The 15,968-nt window shown below is 36.2% G+C and carries 18 protein-coding genes and 1 tRNA gene; 10 read left to right on the top strand and 9 right to left on the bottom strand.

The features are described from left to right. Positions 1-8: 8 nt before the first annotated feature. Positions 9-368 carry a hypothetical protein gene (locus tag CM19_RS05050; protein ID WP_048099354.1) on the bottom strand — a complete coding sequence of 120 codons (360 nt, stop codon included), beginning with the start codon at positions 366-368 and terminating at the stop codon, positions 9-11. Between the two features lie 108 nt (positions 369-476). Here CM19_RS05050 and CM19_RS05045 point away from each other — a divergent pair, with 108 nt between their 5' ends. Next, positions 477-776 (top strand): regulatory protein RecX, encoded by a 300-nt coding sequence (locus CM19_RS05045; RefSeq protein ID WP_048099353.1) that lies wholly within the window; start codon positions 477-479, stop codon positions 774-776. Positions 777-778: 2 nt separating this feature from the next. Here CM19_RS05045 and CM19_RS05040 read toward each other — a convergent pair whose 3' ends face one another. Beyond that, positions 779-1,165 (bottom strand): hypothetical protein, encoded by a 387-nt coding sequence (locus CM19_RS05040; protein ID WP_048099623.1) that lies wholly within the window; start codon positions 1,163-1,165, stop codon positions 779-781. Continuing rightward, the gene (locus CM19_RS05035; protein ID WP_048099352.1) at positions 1,152-1,346 is read right to left on the bottom strand and encodes a hypothetical protein; all 195 of its coding nucleotides are present in this window, start codon (positions 1,344-1,346) and stop codon (positions 1,152-1,154) included. The genes CM19_RS05040 and CM19_RS05035 overlap by 14 nt, the downstream gene beginning before the upstream one ends. Before the next feature lie 54 nt (positions 1,347-1,400). Here CM19_RS05035 and CM19_RS05030 point away from each other — a divergent pair, with 54 nt between their 5' ends. From CM19_RS05030 to CM19_RS05015, 4 genes are all read left to right on the top strand, one after another. Continuing rightward, positions 1,401-3,257 (top strand): arginine--tRNA ligase, encoded by a 1,857-nt coding sequence (locus tag CM19_RS05030; RefSeq protein WP_048099351.1) that lies wholly within the window; start codon positions 1,401-1,403, stop codon positions 3,255-3,257. A gap of 10 nt (positions 3,258-3,267) precedes the next feature. Further along, positions 3,268-3,342: transfer RNA gene (locus CM19_RS05025), tRNA-Arg, on the top strand. Between the two features lie 480 nt (positions 3,343-3,822). After that, positions 3,823-6,303 (top strand): adenosylcobalamin-dependent ribonucleoside-diphosphate reductase, encoded by a 2,481-nt coding sequence (locus CM19_RS05020; RefSeq protein ID WP_048099350.1) that lies wholly within the window; start codon positions 3,823-3,825, stop codon positions 6,301-6,303. A gap of 47 nt (positions 6,304-6,350) precedes the next feature. Next, the gene (locus CM19_RS05015) at positions 6,351-6,716 is read left to right on the top strand and encodes a transcriptional regulator (RefSeq protein ID WP_048099349.1); all 366 of its coding nucleotides are present in this window, start codon (positions 6,351-6,353) and stop codon (positions 6,714-6,716) included. Here the strand turns inward: CM19_RS05015 and CM19_RS05010 are convergent. The 5 genes from CM19_RS05010 to CM19_RS04990 all read right to left on the bottom strand — a co-directional run bounded on the left by CM19_RS05010 (position 6,706) and on the right by CM19_RS04990 (position 11,138). Continuing rightward, on the bottom strand, positions 6,706-7,107 hold the full coding sequence (locus tag CM19_RS05010; RefSeq protein WP_048099348.1) for a hypothetical protein: 402 nt from the start codon (positions 7,105-7,107) through the stop codon (positions 6,706-6,708). The genes CM19_RS05015 and CM19_RS05010 overlap by 11 nt on opposite strands. 128 nt (positions 7,108-7,235) lie before the next feature. Next, on the bottom strand, positions 7,236-7,703 hold the full coding sequence (locus tag CM19_RS05005; protein WP_150111385.1) for a hypothetical protein: 468 nt from the start codon (positions 7,701-7,703) through the stop codon (positions 7,236-7,238). A gap of 41 nt (positions 7,704-7,744) precedes the next feature. Then, entirely contained in the window at positions 7,745-9,643 is a 1,899-nt protein-coding gene (gatE, locus tag CM19_RS05000) for a Glu-tRNA(Gln) amidotransferase subunit GatE (RefSeq protein WP_048099346.1), read from the bottom strand. Continuing rightward, positions 9,630-10,949, bottom strand: coding sequence for a Glu-tRNA(Gln) amidotransferase subunit GatD (gatD, locus tag CM19_RS04995; protein WP_048099345.1), 1,320 nt, complete (start codon positions 10,947-10,949; stop codon positions 9,630-9,632). The genes gatE and gatD overlap by 14 nt, the downstream gene beginning before the upstream one ends. 33 nt (positions 10,950-10,982) lie before the next feature. After that, positions 10,983-11,138, bottom strand: coding sequence for a 30S ribosomal protein S30e (locus CM19_RS04990; protein WP_048099344.1), 156 nt, complete (start codon positions 11,136-11,138; stop codon positions 10,983-10,985). 65 nt (positions 11,139-11,203) lie between these two features. Between CM19_RS04990 and CM19_RS04985 the strand changes: the two genes are divergently transcribed. Genes CM19_RS04985 through CM19_RS04965 form a run of 5 tightly spaced genes read left to right on the top strand, consistent with a single transcriptional unit; the run spans position 11,204 to position 15,610 of the window. Next, positions 11,204-12,448 (top strand): C/D box methylation guide ribonucleoprotein complex aNOP56 subunit, encoded by a 1,245-nt coding sequence (locus tag CM19_RS04985; RefSeq protein ID WP_171714464.1) that lies wholly within the window; start codon positions 11,204-11,206, stop codon positions 12,446-12,448. A 34-nt stretch (positions 12,449-12,482) separates the two neighbouring features. Continuing rightward, the gene (locus tag CM19_RS04980) at positions 12,483-13,181 is read left to right on the top strand and encodes a fibrillarin-like rRNA/tRNA 2'-O-methyltransferase (protein WP_048099342.1); all 699 of its coding nucleotides are present in this window, start codon (positions 12,483-12,485) and stop codon (positions 13,179-13,181) included. Continuing rightward, positions 13,181-13,594, top strand: coding sequence for a DUF61 family protein (locus CM19_RS04975; protein WP_048099341.1), 414 nt, complete (start codon positions 13,181-13,183; stop codon positions 13,592-13,594). Before CM19_RS04980 ends, CM19_RS04975 begins: the two co-directional genes overlap by 1 nt. A gap of 2 nt (positions 13,595-13,596) precedes the next feature. Beyond that, positions 13,597-14,544 carry a helix-turn-helix domain-containing protein gene (locus tag CM19_RS04970; RefSeq protein WP_048099340.1) on the top strand — a complete coding sequence of 316 codons (948 nt, stop codon included), beginning with the start codon at positions 13,597-13,599 and terminating at the stop codon, positions 14,542-14,544. Further along, entirely contained in the window at positions 14,480-15,610 is a 1,131-nt protein-coding gene (locus CM19_RS04965) for a tRNA (guanine(10)-N(2))-dimethyltransferase (protein WP_048099339.1), read from the top strand. The genes CM19_RS04970 and CM19_RS04965 overlap by 65 nt, the downstream gene beginning before the upstream one ends. Here the strand turns inward: CM19_RS04965 and CM19_RS04960 are convergent. Next, positions 15,596-15,964, bottom strand: a complete 369-nt coding sequence (locus tag CM19_RS04960) for a transcription factor TFIIIC (RefSeq protein ID WP_048099622.1) — start codon at positions 15,962-15,964, stop codon at positions 15,596-15,598. The two genes, CM19_RS04965 and CM19_RS04960, sit on opposite strands and share 15 nt — an antisense overlap. Between the last annotated feature and the right edge of the window lie 4 nt (positions 15,965-15,968).

The following is a 15,968-nucleotide window of genomic DNA, read 5'->3' as shown; positions in this document are numbered from 1 at the left end:
AATCTTTTTTATAATCCTCTTTTATATGTAATTACAGCGTCTTTATCTTCCATTTCTGTATATCCATCTATTTCCTCAAGAATTTTTTTTGCGGCGTCCTTTATTTCTTGGTAATCGTAATCCTTTATGATTTCCTCTAGGAGCTTTTTGGTAAGATCTGTTCCAAGAATGAAGGTTAATTCTGTGAAATCTGGGCTAAGTAGATAATTAACTAGTTTCTTTGGATCTCCACCATAGGAGGAAAACTTATACTTTGCCTCTGCAGCAGCAAGAAGCCTCCTCACATCATCTAGCCTTTTTAGATCTAGAGAGTTTGGACTTATTACGCGACTTGCTACGTGCCTTAGAAAGTCTGGTTGGGACAAAATTCTTTCCCTAAAAGGGTAATATTCTTTGATTCTATAAAAGGCTTAACTCATTACGTTGTTGATAATATTTAAAAAGTAAAAGGGTTATGTTAATAAAGGGTAAGTGTTATGAGTAGCAGAAAGAGGAAGAAAAAGGACGTTGGCGATACGAATGATGTAGAAAACAAACTAAAAGTTGTTTATTCAGATAAGGATATAGTCGTTATGACTGCTCCAAATGAGGAAGAACTTAAACAGATACTTTTGGATTTATTGTCGGAAAAAGCTATGAACTTAAAGGAACTTCATAGTAAACTATCAGGTATTGCAAGCGAGGATAAAATAAGGAGAGCTTTAGCTGATTTATCAGAAAAAGGGCGTGTAACTCTTCTAGAAGATGGTCGTTACGCTAAACTTGGTACAGAATAAGTCTATTTTACCCTTATAGGGCAGTTTTGCCAATATTTTCCACAATTTTTCGCATGAGATTCAGTTAATATCCTCCCTAATAAGGTGCATTTTGCTACAAACCCACTCGACGTTTTTATAAGCTGGAAAAATTCACATTCGCTATCTATTCTATCTTCTAATACGTTTACTTTTTCGTAGAATTTTATTTCCTGTTCAACTTTTTCCTCTTCATAGCTTTCTAGTCCGACTTTTTCCTCCTCTTCATCATGCTTACTTACAAAATATCTACAACTTTTAAAATTTTTAAAGCATCTATTAGCGCTTACTACTACATCTGAGGGAGAATCTAGCATAGATGAAACACAAAATCCACTTCTGTAGTAAGGACATATGTCACGCTTCGACAACATCTCTCACTACTATATGAATACCTATTATGCTATCATCTTCATCGTTCCCCTCTGGTATGTGAACTCTATTTATTACGATCTTATCAACGTTTGTTATCTTATTCAATTCATCCTCTATTGTATTGACATTGATTTTCTTCTTTTCTGACTCTACTACGAGTATATCTGCAACTTTCATGTATAATGAGTTAAGCTAAAAAAGAATTAAAACCCATTTTCCCTAATACCACCAGTGGACGTACTAGCTGAAGCTAAAAAAGAAATGGCTAGACAACTTTCTAGCTTACTGAATGTGAGGGAGAATATTATTTTAGGTAATATTGAATATCCACCCAGGGAAGTGGGGGATCTATCCTTACCTTTACCTTCTGTTACTAGAAACTTTAACTTGGAAGTTAATTATAGCGGAAAATTGATAAGGTCAATGAAAAGAGATGGTATCTTTATAAATGCTGAGCTAAATGAGGGAGAACTTTTTACACAACTATTTTCTAATTTTACTGACGACTTTGGATTAGTTAAGGTTGATCAACCTAGAAGAATAGTGGTTGAGCACACGAGCGCGAATCCAATACATCCTCTTCATATAGGTCATTTAAGGAACGTAGTAATAGGAGATTCCTTATCAAGGTTACTTAAATCTAGGGGACATCAAGTTAACGTAAGGTTTTACGTCAATGACGGGGGAAGGCAAGTAGCACTTTTGATTTATGGTTTGCATAAATTAGGGTATCCAGAACCTCCTCCTAATATTAAGAAAGATCTGTGGTTAGGTACAATATATGCTATGACTAATATAATTCTAGAAATAAGGAATTTAAGCAAAGAACTGGAATCTACAGAAGAGGGATATAAGGAAAAAATAGAAAAAAGAGACGAGTTGGTTGCTATTGCTGAAGAGCTAAGAGAAAAGGACGAGAAGATCTTTGATCTTCTAGCAGAAGAGATAAGGAAAGATGAAGATCCGGAGGCAGAAATATCTAAATTAATAAAATCCTATGAGGGGGGAGACGAGAAAGTAAAGGCTATTGTAAGGAAGTATGTTAATTACGCTTTGGAGGGATTTATGGAAAGTTTATCTAAACTTCATGTCTCATTTGATAACTTTGATTATGAAAGCGATCTTCTCTGGAGCGGAAAAGTAAAGGATATCTTATACTCTGCTTTTGAGTCTAGAGCTAAGATTAACTATAAAGGTACATGGGCACTTGACTTAGACGATTTCTTAGACGATGAAGCAAGAGAACAGGTTGGAATACCCAAGGACCTAGAAATTCCCCCTCTAGTCCTTACTAGATCTGATGGAACTTCGCTTTATACTGTGAGAGATATAGCTTACACTCTTTACAAATTTTCTTCATTTAAGGCGGACAAAGTAATAAACGTCATAGCCGAACAGCAACTTGTCCCACAGATGCAATTAAGGGCAACTCTGTATATCTTAGGTTTTCCAGAGATAGCCAAAAACTTAGTGCATTATTCATATGGCATGGTAAGCTTGCAAGGAATGAAGATGAGTGGTAGACGTGGGCAATACGTTTCGTTAGACGAAATTTACGAGAAAGTGAGCAGTGTAGTCAAGACTAAGGTAAAAGAAAAAGGCGGAGTCCTTGAAAACATAGACGAGATAGTAAATGCAGCTATAAGGTATGCCCTGCTATCAGTTTCAGCTAATAAACCTGTTTCATTCAATATTAGCAGAGTCACGAACTTTGAGGAAAATAGCGGGCCATATTTACAATACACCTATGCAAGGGCATATAACATTTTGGCTAAGTTAGAAGGAAAGCCCAAGTTAGAGAACGCAAATCTTTCTGATATAGTTGAAGATAAGAGAAAAATTCTCATCAGTATAGCAAAGTTTCCAGAGGTCTTTTCAAGTTCTGCCGATAATTTACAACCTGAGGCCATTATAGTATATCTAAGAAAATTAGCCGATCTCTTCAATTCATGGTATGATAGAGAAAGAGTATTACAAGAGAAAGATGATGGAAATAGAACTACAAGAATATTCCTCGTTAAGGGAGTGGAAACAGTAATTAGAAATGGCTTAGACGTTCTTGGTATAGTTTCATTAACTAAAATGTGACATAGATCGTGGACCCGTAGCTCAGCCAGGATAGAGCGCTGGCCTTCGGAGCCAGTGGTCCCGGGTTCGAATCCCGGCGGGTCCGCAGTGGAATTCTCTAACTCTCAATTCTGTTTTTCGATTTATAGCATGTTTCTCATATTTAGCCAAATAAGATAGTTTGAACTTAATAATTAATATACCATATATCTCTTCAGTTCATGAAATAATTTTAGATCAGTGTAGGAAAAGTTTAAAAACTATTATAAAGTCATTTTACTTAATTGATATATAATTTTACAGCCCTAAATGAGATATTCATAGTTTAGATATTGATTAATTAGTCTTAGCAAAAAAAGTCTTTATGTATTCAGTAGAGTACAAAAAACTTACCCCCCCCCCCTTAAAAGGCTAGGCTTGAGTCGTTGTCGAATGGAACCTTATTGCGACAGTATTTAGATTTAAGCATATGAAGGTGCGTTACCTTGGCTATGAGCATATGGCTATGAGCATATGAAGAGGTATTACCTTGGCCATAATTGTCTTAAATTAAAAAAGTTCTACGATAAAGATATATGATCATATAATGCAGACTAGTATTAGCCTTACAGCTATTAGTAAGGTTAAGGTCTTAAAGCGTGATGGTAGAAAGGAGGAGTTTAAGCTAGAGAAAATACTTCAGAAACTCCCCTCTCTTCCATCTGAAGTTATTGATGGTGTAGCTTCAGATATATTAAGTACAGCAAAGGATAACACTATTGATACTAGGACTGTTGCAGATATTGTTGAGAGAAATTTAATCGACTCTTATCTCTCTTATCCTAACTTACTAGAGGTTGCAAAAAAGTATGTCCTTTCAAGGATATACAATCACGTTTTTGGTAAGGGAAAATGGAAGGAAATAGACGAGAAAGATTTGTTGTTGAGTTATAACGCTTTGAAAGTGTTAGAGGCTAGGTATCTCTTGAAAGACCCGAATACGTTAAGATATATTGAAACTCCTCAAATGATGTTCAGGAGAGTTGCTAAGTATTTAGCCAACGTTGAAAAGCAATATGGGAAATCAGAAGAGGAAGTAAGAAAAATAGAAAATGAATTTTACGAGAATATGTCGTCACTTAAGTTTTTACCTAATACACCAACATTGATGAATAGTGCAACAAGGCTAGGTATTCTTTCTGCATGTTTTGTTCTACCAGTAAAGGACTCCATGACTACACAAGAAGGTGATGGTATATATGACACATTAAGAGCAATGGCTTTAGTTCATCAACAAGGTGGAGGTACAGGATTTGACTTTTCAGAGTTAAGACCTAAAGGAGACGTTGTTGCGTCAACTGCTGGCGTAGCGTCTGGCCCCGTATCTTTTATGAAAATCTTTGATGTATCTACAGATGTAGTGAAACAAGGAGGGAAAAGAAGAGGTGCAAACATGGGTGTTATGCACGTATGGCATTCTGATATTGAGGACTTTATTCACGCTAAGACTGGTGAATTAAAAGACGTTCAGCTACAGAATTTTAACATATCAGTAGGTGTTTACGATTATTTTATGGAGGCTATAGAGAAAGGGGAAAGTATACCATTAATAACTCCTAGAAAAACGAAAATTCCTAACACAGACCATGATTACTATATCGTAAGGGCTAGAAACTACATGAAGGAAGAGTGGGTTCAGGATATGATATTAAACGAACTTGAGGAGAAAGGAGGGTCAATTTGGTTAGACGATAGCAAAGTAATAACTATTGATGAGGCTTTGGCAATAGCTGAAAAAGAAGGGGCAATAACTAGATGGATTAACGCCAGATCCTTATTCGACGAAATAATTAGAGGGGCTTGGGATAGCGGAGACCCGGGTTTGCTTTTCATTGATGAAATAAATAGAAGACATCCGGTCTATTATTTAGGGAAGATACAAGCAACAAACCCATGCGGTGAAGAGCCCTTATTACCATGGGAATCATGCAACTTAGGTTCTATTAATCTAGAAAAGTTTGTTATTGAGAATAACGGTAAACCTATGGTAGACTGGGAAGGTTTAGCACAAACAGTAGAACTAGCAGTCCGTTTCTTGGATAACGTAATTGATGCTAACAGGTATCCTTTGAAGCAGATAGAAGAGGGAACTAAGAGGACAAGGAAAGTAGGACTAGGCGTTATGGGACTAGCTAGGATGTTAGCTAAACTGAAAATCCCATATGATAGCGTTGATGCTCTCTACATGTCTTACCATCTAGCGAAGTTCATATATTATCATGCGTATAAGGCTTCAGTGGATCTAGCTAGAGAGAAAGGGTCATTCCCAGCATATGATGGAAGGTATTACAGAGACATATTTGATAATGCTAGGCCTTTTGAACAACTTTTGGAGATAGCGGGAATAAAGGGAACGTTATCAGATAAGGTAAAGAGGTTAGTGGTAGACGTTGATTTTTCTCAACTAAAGATTAACAGAATGAAGTACGGAATAAGAAATTCAACTGTAGTTTCCGTAGCTCCTACAGGTACAATATCAATAATTGCCGGTACTTCATCATCTATAGAACCACTCTTTGCATTAGCTTTTGTTAGAAACGTTGCAGTAGGCAGATTCATTGAAGTAGATTCTCTCTTCCTAGAGTATTTGAGAAAGTATGAATTAGACGACCCTGAGGTTGTTAAGAAAATCGCTGAAACTGGTACAGTTGGAGAAAATGTATTTATGCCTAGAACGATTAGGGAGATATTTAGAACCGCTCATGAAGTTCCGCCTGAATATCATGTTTTGCACCAAGCTTCATGGCAGCAATGGAATGACTCTGGGACGTCAAAGACAATCAACTTAAGGTCTGAAGAGTCAACTGAGACTGTTGAGAGAGTTTACATGATGGCATGGAAATTAGGGATAAAGGGAATCACAATTTACAGAGATAAGTCAAAGTCTCAACAAGTCATTTACTTCGGTATAAAGAAGGAAAGAGAAGAGAAAGAGAAAAAAGAACAACAACAGAAAGGACTCAGGATAGAAAAGTTTGTTGAAGTAGACGAGAACTATGCTGGTGGTTGCAAGACCTGTGAGCTCTAATACGAATATATTTTTATATTCGATTAGCTAAATTTTAATTGATCGAAGTGTCAATTACTCCACCCTGTGAAATATCCGTCAAGGAGATCTTGCCGGCTATTAGATCTATAATAGCAACAAAACTGGTAAAGGATAGAGGCATGCCTATATATAGGGCTGCAATACTAATGGGTGTAACTCCTGCTGCTGTTGCTAATTATATGAACGGTAAAAGAGGTAACTTGGTTAAGGATATAATAGAGAACGATGACGAAATGATGGAAATGATAGACGAGCTTGTCAAAAAGATAGGTTCGGATGAGAATAATCTTTCTAGCTATTATTGTATCCTTTGCTCAGAAGGAAAGAAGGTTTTGAAAAGAAACGGAATGGATATACCTTTATGCATATACGAAACTTCAGTTACCCATTGACTTTCCTTTTTAGAAATTGTTCGATTAGTTTCTTTACTTCTATCCTTATCTCCTTTATTCCCCATCTCTTTATTGGAACTTTAATCCTATCAAACTCAGGTTTAATTTCCTCATCATCTGCATAGGCCTTTACAATCCTCCCAGCTATAGTCAAAGTAAAAACGACTGGAAGATCTGATAGGTTTGCTATGTCTAAAAGGAGGTTTCCTTGGTTATATTCAATCCAAAGAGGAACTATGGACGCTGGTTCAAACTTGTATAAACTTACGTTATACTTAGGCTTACAATCTGTTGTAATTAACGGATTTCTTAGTTCCCAGCTCAATCTAAAGGGCTTAGCTGACTCCCATATCTTAGTCCTTAAGATAATTACATTATCGCTTACCTTCACTTTACCAGCTTGGAATTCTACTTCGAACGGTTTTTCAGAAATGAGGGAGATTGATTCCTCAAGTTGTAAGGATAAAAAAGAAGAGTAAAAGTCGATAAAACTACTAGATTTTTGGATAAATACTGGGTTTAAAAAATAAAAATTGGATTGAAAAATCCAGTACTCAACACTTTATCCGACGTTAAAATATCTCTTTTAAGCCCTCTTTTTGGTTGAGAGGTGAATTCTCCAGGGCCTATAAGGTAGTCCATTCTTCTCTCCCATGGAGACGGGTTTATTACACCTTCACCTTCTGTGCATGGAAGTAAATCTATAGCCAAATTCTTAATTGCTTCAGCCTTTATTTTGGGAAAACTCCATGGTATCGACATTATTGTTATTGGTGTTCTAACTATTACCTTTTCCCCATCTCCCGTAGTCTCAACGTAAGATCCATCAACTCCTACGATCTTTGCGTTATATTTCCATGAGATCTGGTTAACTTTCATCCTCCTAAGAAATTGAGGGAGCTGTTCTACGTTTAGATCCTCATCACTTAACTTAACACTTTCCATATTCCTTAAAGGAAAGGTAAATTCATTATAGATTTCCGACAAATGCCTTCTCTTCATCTTTCAGGTCCGGGGGTAATTCTTCATCAATCTAGTTTTTGTAGTTTCTCCTTAATTAGCTCTGCTACTCTTTTACCTTCTGCTCTTCCTCTTACTTTGTTCATTACCCGCCCCATTATCAGATTAAACGCTTTTTCCTTTTTCAATTTTATTTCATCTATTGAACTATTTATTACTTCATCTATTATGTTTTCCAGATCTTGTTCAGAAATAGATGAGTATCTCTTAATTATTTCCTCTAGTTTAGCGCCCTTCTCTTTACTAAATGCCAAAAGTACTTCTGTAACTGAATCTTTAGCTATTTTGTCTTCAGATATCGCATTAAAAATTTCCTCTAGTACATGATCGTTTATTAAGCTTATATCTCCTCCTTGAGATTTTACGTATTTTATCGTGTTCTCAAGAGTTGATGCTATTAGAGACGGGCTTACCTTTGGGGAAAAAGTTTCAGCTAGATGTTCGAAGAGATCAATGTTAGGACTATTAATAAGTTGTTTCGCTAGTTCGTCACTGAGTCCAAGGGTTAATAATTGTTTCATTTTTTCTTCTGGAGTTGGTGGGACAATCTTTTCAGCTTTGTCTAATAGACTTTCAGTAAGTCTAAGAGGTGGAATGTCTGTCTCTGGATACATTCTAGCCGAACCTGGTTGAGGTCTTAAGAATCTTGTAGTTCCATCTGGATTGGATCCTCTAGTCTCTTTTGGAACGCCGTCAAAAGACATGATTATCCTTTCCCTAATAACGCCTATTGCCTGATCTAACTTTACTTTAGGCCCTACTATCATAATGAAGCCATCCGTTTCTTGAACATTAAGTTCCTCCTTGACTTTTTTAACATCTTTCTCAGTAATTCCATAATTTGGGAGTTCATCAGAGTGAAATATTCCTCCAAGACCGGATAGAACCTTTACGTAATCTGAGACCTCAGTCCCAAACCTTCTATTAGGCTCTAACTCAATACCGAATATTCCCTTAAATTTAGGGACCCTCATACCGTAGACCTTTCCTCCTCTTTTTATCTCGTTTCCTATTAGCTTGCTTTCAGTTTCTTCAAAGATTTTTGTTAAATCCTTTATTATCATCCCTTTTTCCACTTCGTCTTTAGTAGTCCTTTTTCTTATCTCATCTCTTATGGAAAGTAGACCTAGCTGACGTAATGCCTCGTTCTTAACTATTTCCGGTATCATGTCTAGTTCTTGAACCCCCTTAATCTCAGTTTTTACTCCTCCAGAAATTGAGACATTGAGATCTTGTCTAATAGTACCCAAACCCCTCTTTACTTTTCCAGTTAATCTTAGAGTCTGACCTATCTTGAACGCTACTCTCTTAGCTTGATCTGGCGAATGAATATCTGGACCAGTAGATATTTCTATTAGAGGAATACCGAGCCTATCTAAGTTGTATATAACTGCTTCGCGTTTATCTTCAACCTTTCTTGATGCATCTTCTTCAATAGCTATTGTCTGTATAGTTACCTTTCCCTCATCATCGTCTAGATATCCTCCTAATCCAACTATTGTAGTCCTTTGGAACCCAGAAGTATTTGAACCATCAATTACCACTTTTCTCATTGTATAGATCTCGTCTATGGGATTTCCATGAAAGGCTAAGGTCATAGCCAATCCTATGAGTATAGCCTCTTCATTAATTGAATGAGGAGGTTCTTCATCACACTCTACTAAGCAAGACGACTTTATGGGAATTTGGTAGATGTATTCCTTGTTTTTGCTCCATTCAAACAAAGCCGCAGTATCTATCTCTCCTGTTTCACTCATTACTGGTCTAAGGAATCTTGTTAACGTATACTTAAACTTCTCATCAAGTATGGTTGGGCAGTTACAGAATAGTTTATTTTTTGTGTTTAATTGTTGATGAATTTCCAATCCAACTTTTAGTCCTACTTTAGAGTAGTCAATCTCCATGATACCACCTTGGGAAGAAATCTATTTCATGTCTTGGATTTATTTCTCCTACCATGTTTTCCAACATCTTGGTTTTTATCCTTTCAATATCTTGCTCGTGTGCTAAAACCCACATAAGCTTGACTAATGCAACTTCGGGTAACATATCCTCTAATGGTACTATACCTGCTTCTTGAAGCAATCTTCCTGTAGTATAAACGTTCATGTTTACTCTGCCCATTATGCATTGCGAAGCCATTCCTACAAATATTCCATCCCTAGTGGCTTTTCTAAATATGTCGACTAATTGTGTCGACGTGTGTCCTAGTCCAGTTCCTTCGACTATAATTCCTCTAACCTTTTTTGAATTTACTAGAAAGTCAAGAAAACTGTCGTCTAAGCCTGGATAGTACTTAAGCAGGAAAACTCTATTGTCAAATTTTGCGTCTACATTTAGTTCTTTCTTAGGAATATAATCTGACCTAAGCATTTCCACTTTTTTATCCTTCCATATTACCTTTGCTAACGGTCTATCGTTTATCGATTGAAACGCATCTCTTCTACTAGTATGCATTTTCCTAACTTTCACTCCTCTGTGGACTAGGGTATAAGAATCAGAACTTTCTCCATGCATATTAACTACAACTTCTCCAAATTTCCCCACTTTAGCTAGAAGAACAGAGGAATAAAGGTTAATTGCTGCGTCGCTACTTGGTCTATCACTACTTCTCTGTGAACCTACAAGGACAACGGGACCTGGTAGCTTAAGAGAAAACGCTAAAGCTGCGGCAGTATAGCTCATTGTATCTGTTCCATGAGCTACAACTACTCCAATATTTTCATCCTTAAATGCTTTACCTATGGCGTTAGCTATAGCTATCCAGTGTTCTGGTGTCATATTTTCGCTTAATATACTAAAGAGTACTTCAGCGTCAATTTTCCCTATCTCCTTTATCTCTGGCATAAACCTTATTATCTCCTCTGTAGTTAGAGCAGGCCTAACAGCACCCGTATCATACTCGATACTGCTAACTATTGTCCCTCCGGTACTTATTATTTTGATTTCCGACTTTCCTATCTCTCCTTCATTTAATTTTTCTGTTTTAACTTTTTTCTTCTCTTTAAGGGCAACTTTGCTATCCTTTACTGATATTCCAATGTTATATCCATTATCCATTTTGATAACTATAATGTCATTAGACAAAGAATATGAAGGCATTAAAATTCCTTCAATTGATATGGAGGGTTTAATAATAACTATCCTATCTCCTATGTCTGCACCTATAGAGGATAAAATCTCTAAGGCTTTACCTTTATAACCTTCTAGCATGCAGAAAACGAATGTTAGCGTTTTAAAAAGTTTTTATGATTGTTTTTTATTACCGCTCTTTAAAACTCTTTTTTCAAATTCTTTTCTATTCCTGCTTTTTGGAGACTCCTTACTTTTCTCTTTAGGTTGTATTTTAGGAGTTTGATTTCTTACCTTTCCAGCTTTAGTTAACGAACCATGAGAAGGCATACAATATCAAACTATACTTACTAAATAAGAATTTAAGCTTTGAGCTTTAACAAAGTCTGTGTTTGATGATGAAAGTATATTTGGTAGAGCATGCCTTAGGTTCGTTTGCCTTTGACGAGAATGGAAAGCTAATAGATTTCATCCTTAATTCAAGAGATGTTGGGAATGTAGTTGAATTGCTATTAGCCAATGAGAAGGGAGATCCGTTTCCATCAACTTTGGAGTTGTTATCTAAGTTAAAGCCAAGTGAAGTATATATTGAAAATGAGACTGAGGTTCCGAAACTTCAGGCTCAAGGTTTTAAAGTGAATTTAAAGTCTCATCATCTAGGGGCTAAAGAGTTCAGGCAAAATCTTGTTAAATATGGTATAGAGACAAAATTTGCTGCAACTGAGGACGATATATATTCCTTTCTCTATAATCTTTCATTTGAATATACTAGGAGAAAACTAAGATCTGCTGCACAAAAGAGAGATTTGTTAGCAATACAAGCTATTAGGGCAATAGATGACATAGATAAGTCCATAAATCTCTTCTCAGAGAGATTAAGGGAGTGGTATAGCTTACATTTCCCAGAACTAGATAAGTTAGTCGAGGAGCATGATATTTACGCTAAAATAGTATCTACCTTTGGGTATAGAGACAACATAACTGCTGATAAGTTAATTTCTCTAGGATTAAATGAGGCTAGATCAAAGAGACTTGCTGATGCAGCATCTAAGAGTATAGGCGCAGACATATCAGAGGACGATATAAATTCGATAAAAAGTCTTTCAGATACAATACTTTCACTTTATGGAATCAGGAATAGTCTTTCGGATTATGTTGAATCGGTCATGAGGGAAGTAGCTCCTAACGTTACAGCTCTCGTAGGAGCGAATTTAGGCGCAAGACTACTAAGTCTTGCTGGGAGCCTTGAGACTCTCTCTAAGATGCCTGCTAGTACAATACAAGTTTTAGGTGCTGAAAAGGCCTTATTTAGAGCGCTAAGAGGTGGAAGTAGACCTCCAAAGCATGGAATCATATTTCAATTCCCCGATATACATAGTTCACCAAGATGGCAGAGAGGAAAGATTGCAAGAGCTCTTGCGGCTAAATTAGCTATTGCAGCTAGGGTTGATAATTATAGCGGAAGATATATAGGAGATCAGTTAACGGATCAGTTAAAGAAAAGAGTCGAAGAAATAAAGACAAAGTATGCTCAACCTCCACCAAGAAAAGCTGAGGCTGAGCCAAAGAAGGAGAGAAGAGAAGGGAGAAGGGACAGAGGCAGGAGAAGGAGAGATAAGAAAGGGAGAAGGGGAAGATAAAAATATACGCGTATAAATCTATATGGTGATAGTTATGTCAGAGCTTATTGAAAAGGTAAAAGAAACAAAGATGGAAAACGTATTTGACTGTGTTTACGCTGATGGAACAACAAGGTTATGCACTAAGAACTTTGCACCAGGTTATTCTGTATATGGAGAAAGATTAATTAATTATAAAGGAGAAGAATACAGAGAATGGAACGCTTTCAGAAGTAAATTAGCTGGGGCAATAATGAAAGGGTTAAAGGAAAATCCAGTAAGAAAGGCTATAAAAGTTCTCTATTTGGGGGCGGCATCAGGTACCACTCCTAGCCATATATCGGATATTGTGGAAAAAGAAGGAAAAGTATATGGTGTTGAGTTCTCTCCTAGAGTAGTAAGGGAGCTAATCTTAGTTGCTCAGAGACGATCTAATCTTTTCCCAATTCTTGCAGATGCCAGATTCCCTCAAAATTATGGAAGGCTTATAGAGGACGTTAACGTGTTGTATGTAGATATAGCTCAGCCTGATCAAACTGATATAGCGATATACAATGCAAGGTATTTCTTGAGGGATAAAGGGTTTATTTTACTAGCCATTAAGGCTAGAAGTATTGATGTAACCAAGGAACCTACGGAAATATTTAAAACAGAAACTGCAAAGCTTGAGAAGGAGGGTTTTGAGGTAGTTCAAGTGCTAAACTTGGATCCTTATGATAAGGACCATGCAATGGTCCTCGCAAGGTACGGATAATGTTAGATAAAATAATAAATCTAGGTTTAAGGGATATTTTATCTGGTCTTCCCTCAGAAAGGGTTTCTATTAAAGATGCAGTAGAAGGTAAGTTAGCAATATCTTTAAACAATGGGTTGGTTCATACTATGGAGAAAAAACAGGTAGAGGAATTTTCAAGAAATGTTCCTCTATACCTTTGGTCTCTTGTAAAAATTCCAATTATATTAGCAAAGCTTCCTGATCCAGGAGAGTACAGTGTCTCTGGATCTGAGTGGGATGTAAAGGCTCTCTCATATGTTTTGGGAAGGGAAATAAGTACGCTATACACTCCAGACGTTGAGGAATTACTTAAGAAGTATAGAACGCTAATCTTTATAACTCTTGGAAGTAATATATTCTCTTTAGAAGATAGCTCAAACGAAGGCATGTAACGATGGTTATACTTATCCAAGATCTTATACAGCTGTTGGATGGGGAAGGTTTAAACTATAGTATTATAAACTATCCGGAGAGAAATAGGAAATCTATAGATATCATTATAGATTTTGGTCATTCCTCAAATAAGAAGTTAATTGTTAAGACTTCTAATGAAAAGATAACTAAGGAGGAGATAAGTGACTTAAAGAAGTTTTCCTCTATTATTGGAGGAGTTCCCATAATTGTTACAGATGAGACAGAAGAGGACATTGCAATAGATAAGGGTCATGTAGTTGGTCTATCCCTTTATGGACTGTCTAGAATAATTAAGGGAGATAAAATCTTCGTATATCGAACAAGAGGTGGAATATTTGTTAAGATAAATCCTGAGGTTCTTAAGAGGAAAAGAAGTGAAATGAGCTTAAGTATGGGAGATTTGGCTAATCGACTAGGCGTTTCTAGGAAAACGATCTATGATTATGAGAATGGAGAGTCAGACGTCTCTATAGAAATAGCTGAAAAACTAATAGATATATTTGGCTCAGATATAATAGGCAATATTTGCGAATCTCCAACACAGTTACAGAACGATATGGAGATTGAAGGGAATAGCAGACATAGGGAATTAGTGGAAAAACTTCATGACTCTGGTTTTATGGTGGCATCACTAAAGTTAACTGCAATTGATGTAGTTGCAGCAAAAGGGAATAGAAAGCTAGTTGTTACTGTAGAAGATAAAAAACCAGAAAAAACTACTAAAAAATTAAGAGAAGCAAACAAAATAGCAAGTAATTTTAATCTTAGAATGGTAATTATTTCAATGTCTTCTAGTCACGCAAAGGAATTTGAAAAAGACGGATTCGAAGTTTATTTAGGTCAAAATATTGATGAGTTAGTGGATGAGATTAGTAGAAATATCAGAAGGGAAAGCGAAGATTCTAGTTCCAGATCAAAGAGAGTATGAACGAGAAGGAAAGTTTGATCCAGCATGGGCTCCAGTATTCTATAACACAAGAATGGTATTTAACCGTGATATAAGCGTTTTAGCTGTAAGCGTTATATCTCCTAAAAATATAGTAGATGCTCTTTCTGCAACTGGAATTAGAGGAATAAGATATTACTTGGAGACAACTCCTCCTCAAACACTAGTTCTAAATGACTTGGATAAGGGCGCAATTGAACTAATCAAAGCTAACTCAGAGAGAAATGGGGTAAATGCACTTGTGACGAACAGAGACGCTAATTCCCTACTTTTTGAGACTTCAGCAGATTATGTTGATGTAGATCCGTTTGGTACTCCGTCTCCATTTATTCTTTCCTCTATTAAGGCAACAAGGAATAACGGTCATGTTGCCTATACAGCTACAGATCTATCTCCCCTAGAGGGAAAGGCAAAGATGTCATGTAAAAGAAAATACGATGCAGAAAACTCAAAGTTAAGCTTCTCAAAGGAAGTAGGAGTACGTGTCCTAATAGGAAAAATAGCTAGGGAAGCTGCAATTTTAGAGAAGGCAGTTATCCCGGAAATTGCGTTTTATAAAGACTACTACTATAGAGTGATCCTAAAGGTAAAAAGAGGGGCTAAAAGAGCGGATGAATGTCTTAATAATTTAGGTTTCTATTCTGAGTGTAATAATTGTGGTTTTTCCTATGAGGGAAAAGAAAGAATAGATAGATGTCCAAAATGTGGTAGCCCAATGAAGACTGCTGGTCCGTTGTGGTTAGGTAATCTATATAACATGGATTTTCTCACAAGAATGAAGGAGGAATTAAAGACAAGGTCCTATCTACAGAATTTTAGTAAACTTGACTATTTCATTTCGCTGTTAATAAAAGAAGGAAAATACAATCAACATTATTTTAATCTTGAGTTTCTCTCATCTAAATTGAGACTTAATATACCTCCTAAGAGAAAGATATTAGAATGTCTAGGAGATGCGTCTGAAACACATTTTGACCCTAAAGGTATAAAAACAAGTAAAAACTTTCAGGAAACTCTCTCTTGTATAAAAGGATTAAACGATAGATAAGACCCACTCAGAAAGCTTAGAACAAGAGCTCGGATTAACATGGGCCCCATTATTACACTTAGATAATAACTTACAGTAAAAACAAGGTATTTCTTCAATACTCCCCATATTAACATATATTTTCTGTTTTTCAGAGTTTGTTATTGCATATAACTTAACTATGCTTTTCCCGTTTTCTTTAACTGTTTTCTTAATAATTGCTTTTTTCCCAATAAGTCTCTTAACAATAATGCTAAGTTCACGCGTTGATATTCCTACAGCCTTCATGAGCTCCTGCTGTGATATTCCTTCGCTTCCCTTTTCCATTATCTTTTCTTGAATTAAGTTTTCGTAATTTGATATATTTGATTCCATCTTA

Source organism: Candidatus Acidianus copahuensis, from assembly GCF_000632495.1.
GTDB classification, from domain to species: domain Archaea; phylum Thermoproteota; class Thermoprotei_A; order Sulfolobales; family Sulfolobaceae; genus Acidianus; species Acidianus copahuensis.
Note: the sequence above shows the minus strand (reverse complement) of the source record. Positions and strands in the feature narration are given on the sequence as shown.

Bases quoted from the DNA above. Each gene is read 5' to 3' on its own strand.
- CM19_RS05045 (WP_048099353.1), top strand. From the start codon at position 477: ATGAGTAGCAGAAAGAGGAAGAAAAAGGACGTTGGCGATACGAATGAT.
- CM19_RS05035 (WP_048099352.1), bottom strand. From the start codon at position 1,346: ATGAAAGTTGCAGATATACTCGTAGTAGAGTCAGAAAAGAAGAAAATC.
- CM19_RS05020 (WP_048099350.1), top strand. From the start codon at position 3,823: ATGCAGACTAGTATTAGCCTTACAGCTATTAGTAAGGTTAAGGTCTTA.
- gatD (WP_048099345.1), bottom strand. From the start codon at position 10,949: ATGCTAGAAGGTTATAAAGGTAAAGCCTTAGAGATTTTATCCTCTATA.
- CM19_RS04990 (WP_048099344.1), bottom strand. From the start codon at position 11,138: ATGCCTTCTCATGGTTCGTTAACTAAAGCTGGAAAGGTAAGAAATCAA.
- CM19_RS04985 (WP_171714464.1), top strand. From the start codon at position 11,204: ATGATGAAAGTATATTTGGTAGAGCATGCCTTAGGTTCGTTTGCCTTT.
- CM19_RS04980 (WP_048099342.1), top strand. From the start codon at position 12,483: ATGTCAGAGCTTATTGAAAAGGTAAAAGAAACAAAGATGGAAAACGTA.
- CM19_RS04975 (WP_048099341.1), top strand. From the start codon at position 13,181: ATGTTAGATAAAATAATAAATCTAGGTTTAAGGGATATTTTATCTGGT.
- CM19_RS04970 (WP_048099340.1), top strand. From the start codon at position 13,597: ATGGTTATACTTATCCAAGATCTTATACAGCTGTTGGATGGGGAAGGT.
- CM19_RS04965 (WP_048099339.1), top strand. From the start codon at position 14,480: ATGAGATTAGTAGAAATATCAGAAGGGAAAGCGAAGATTCTAGTTCCA.
- CM19_RS04960 (WP_048099622.1), bottom strand. From the start codon at position 15,964: ATGGAATCAAATATATCAAATTACGAAAACTTAATTCAAGAAAAGATA.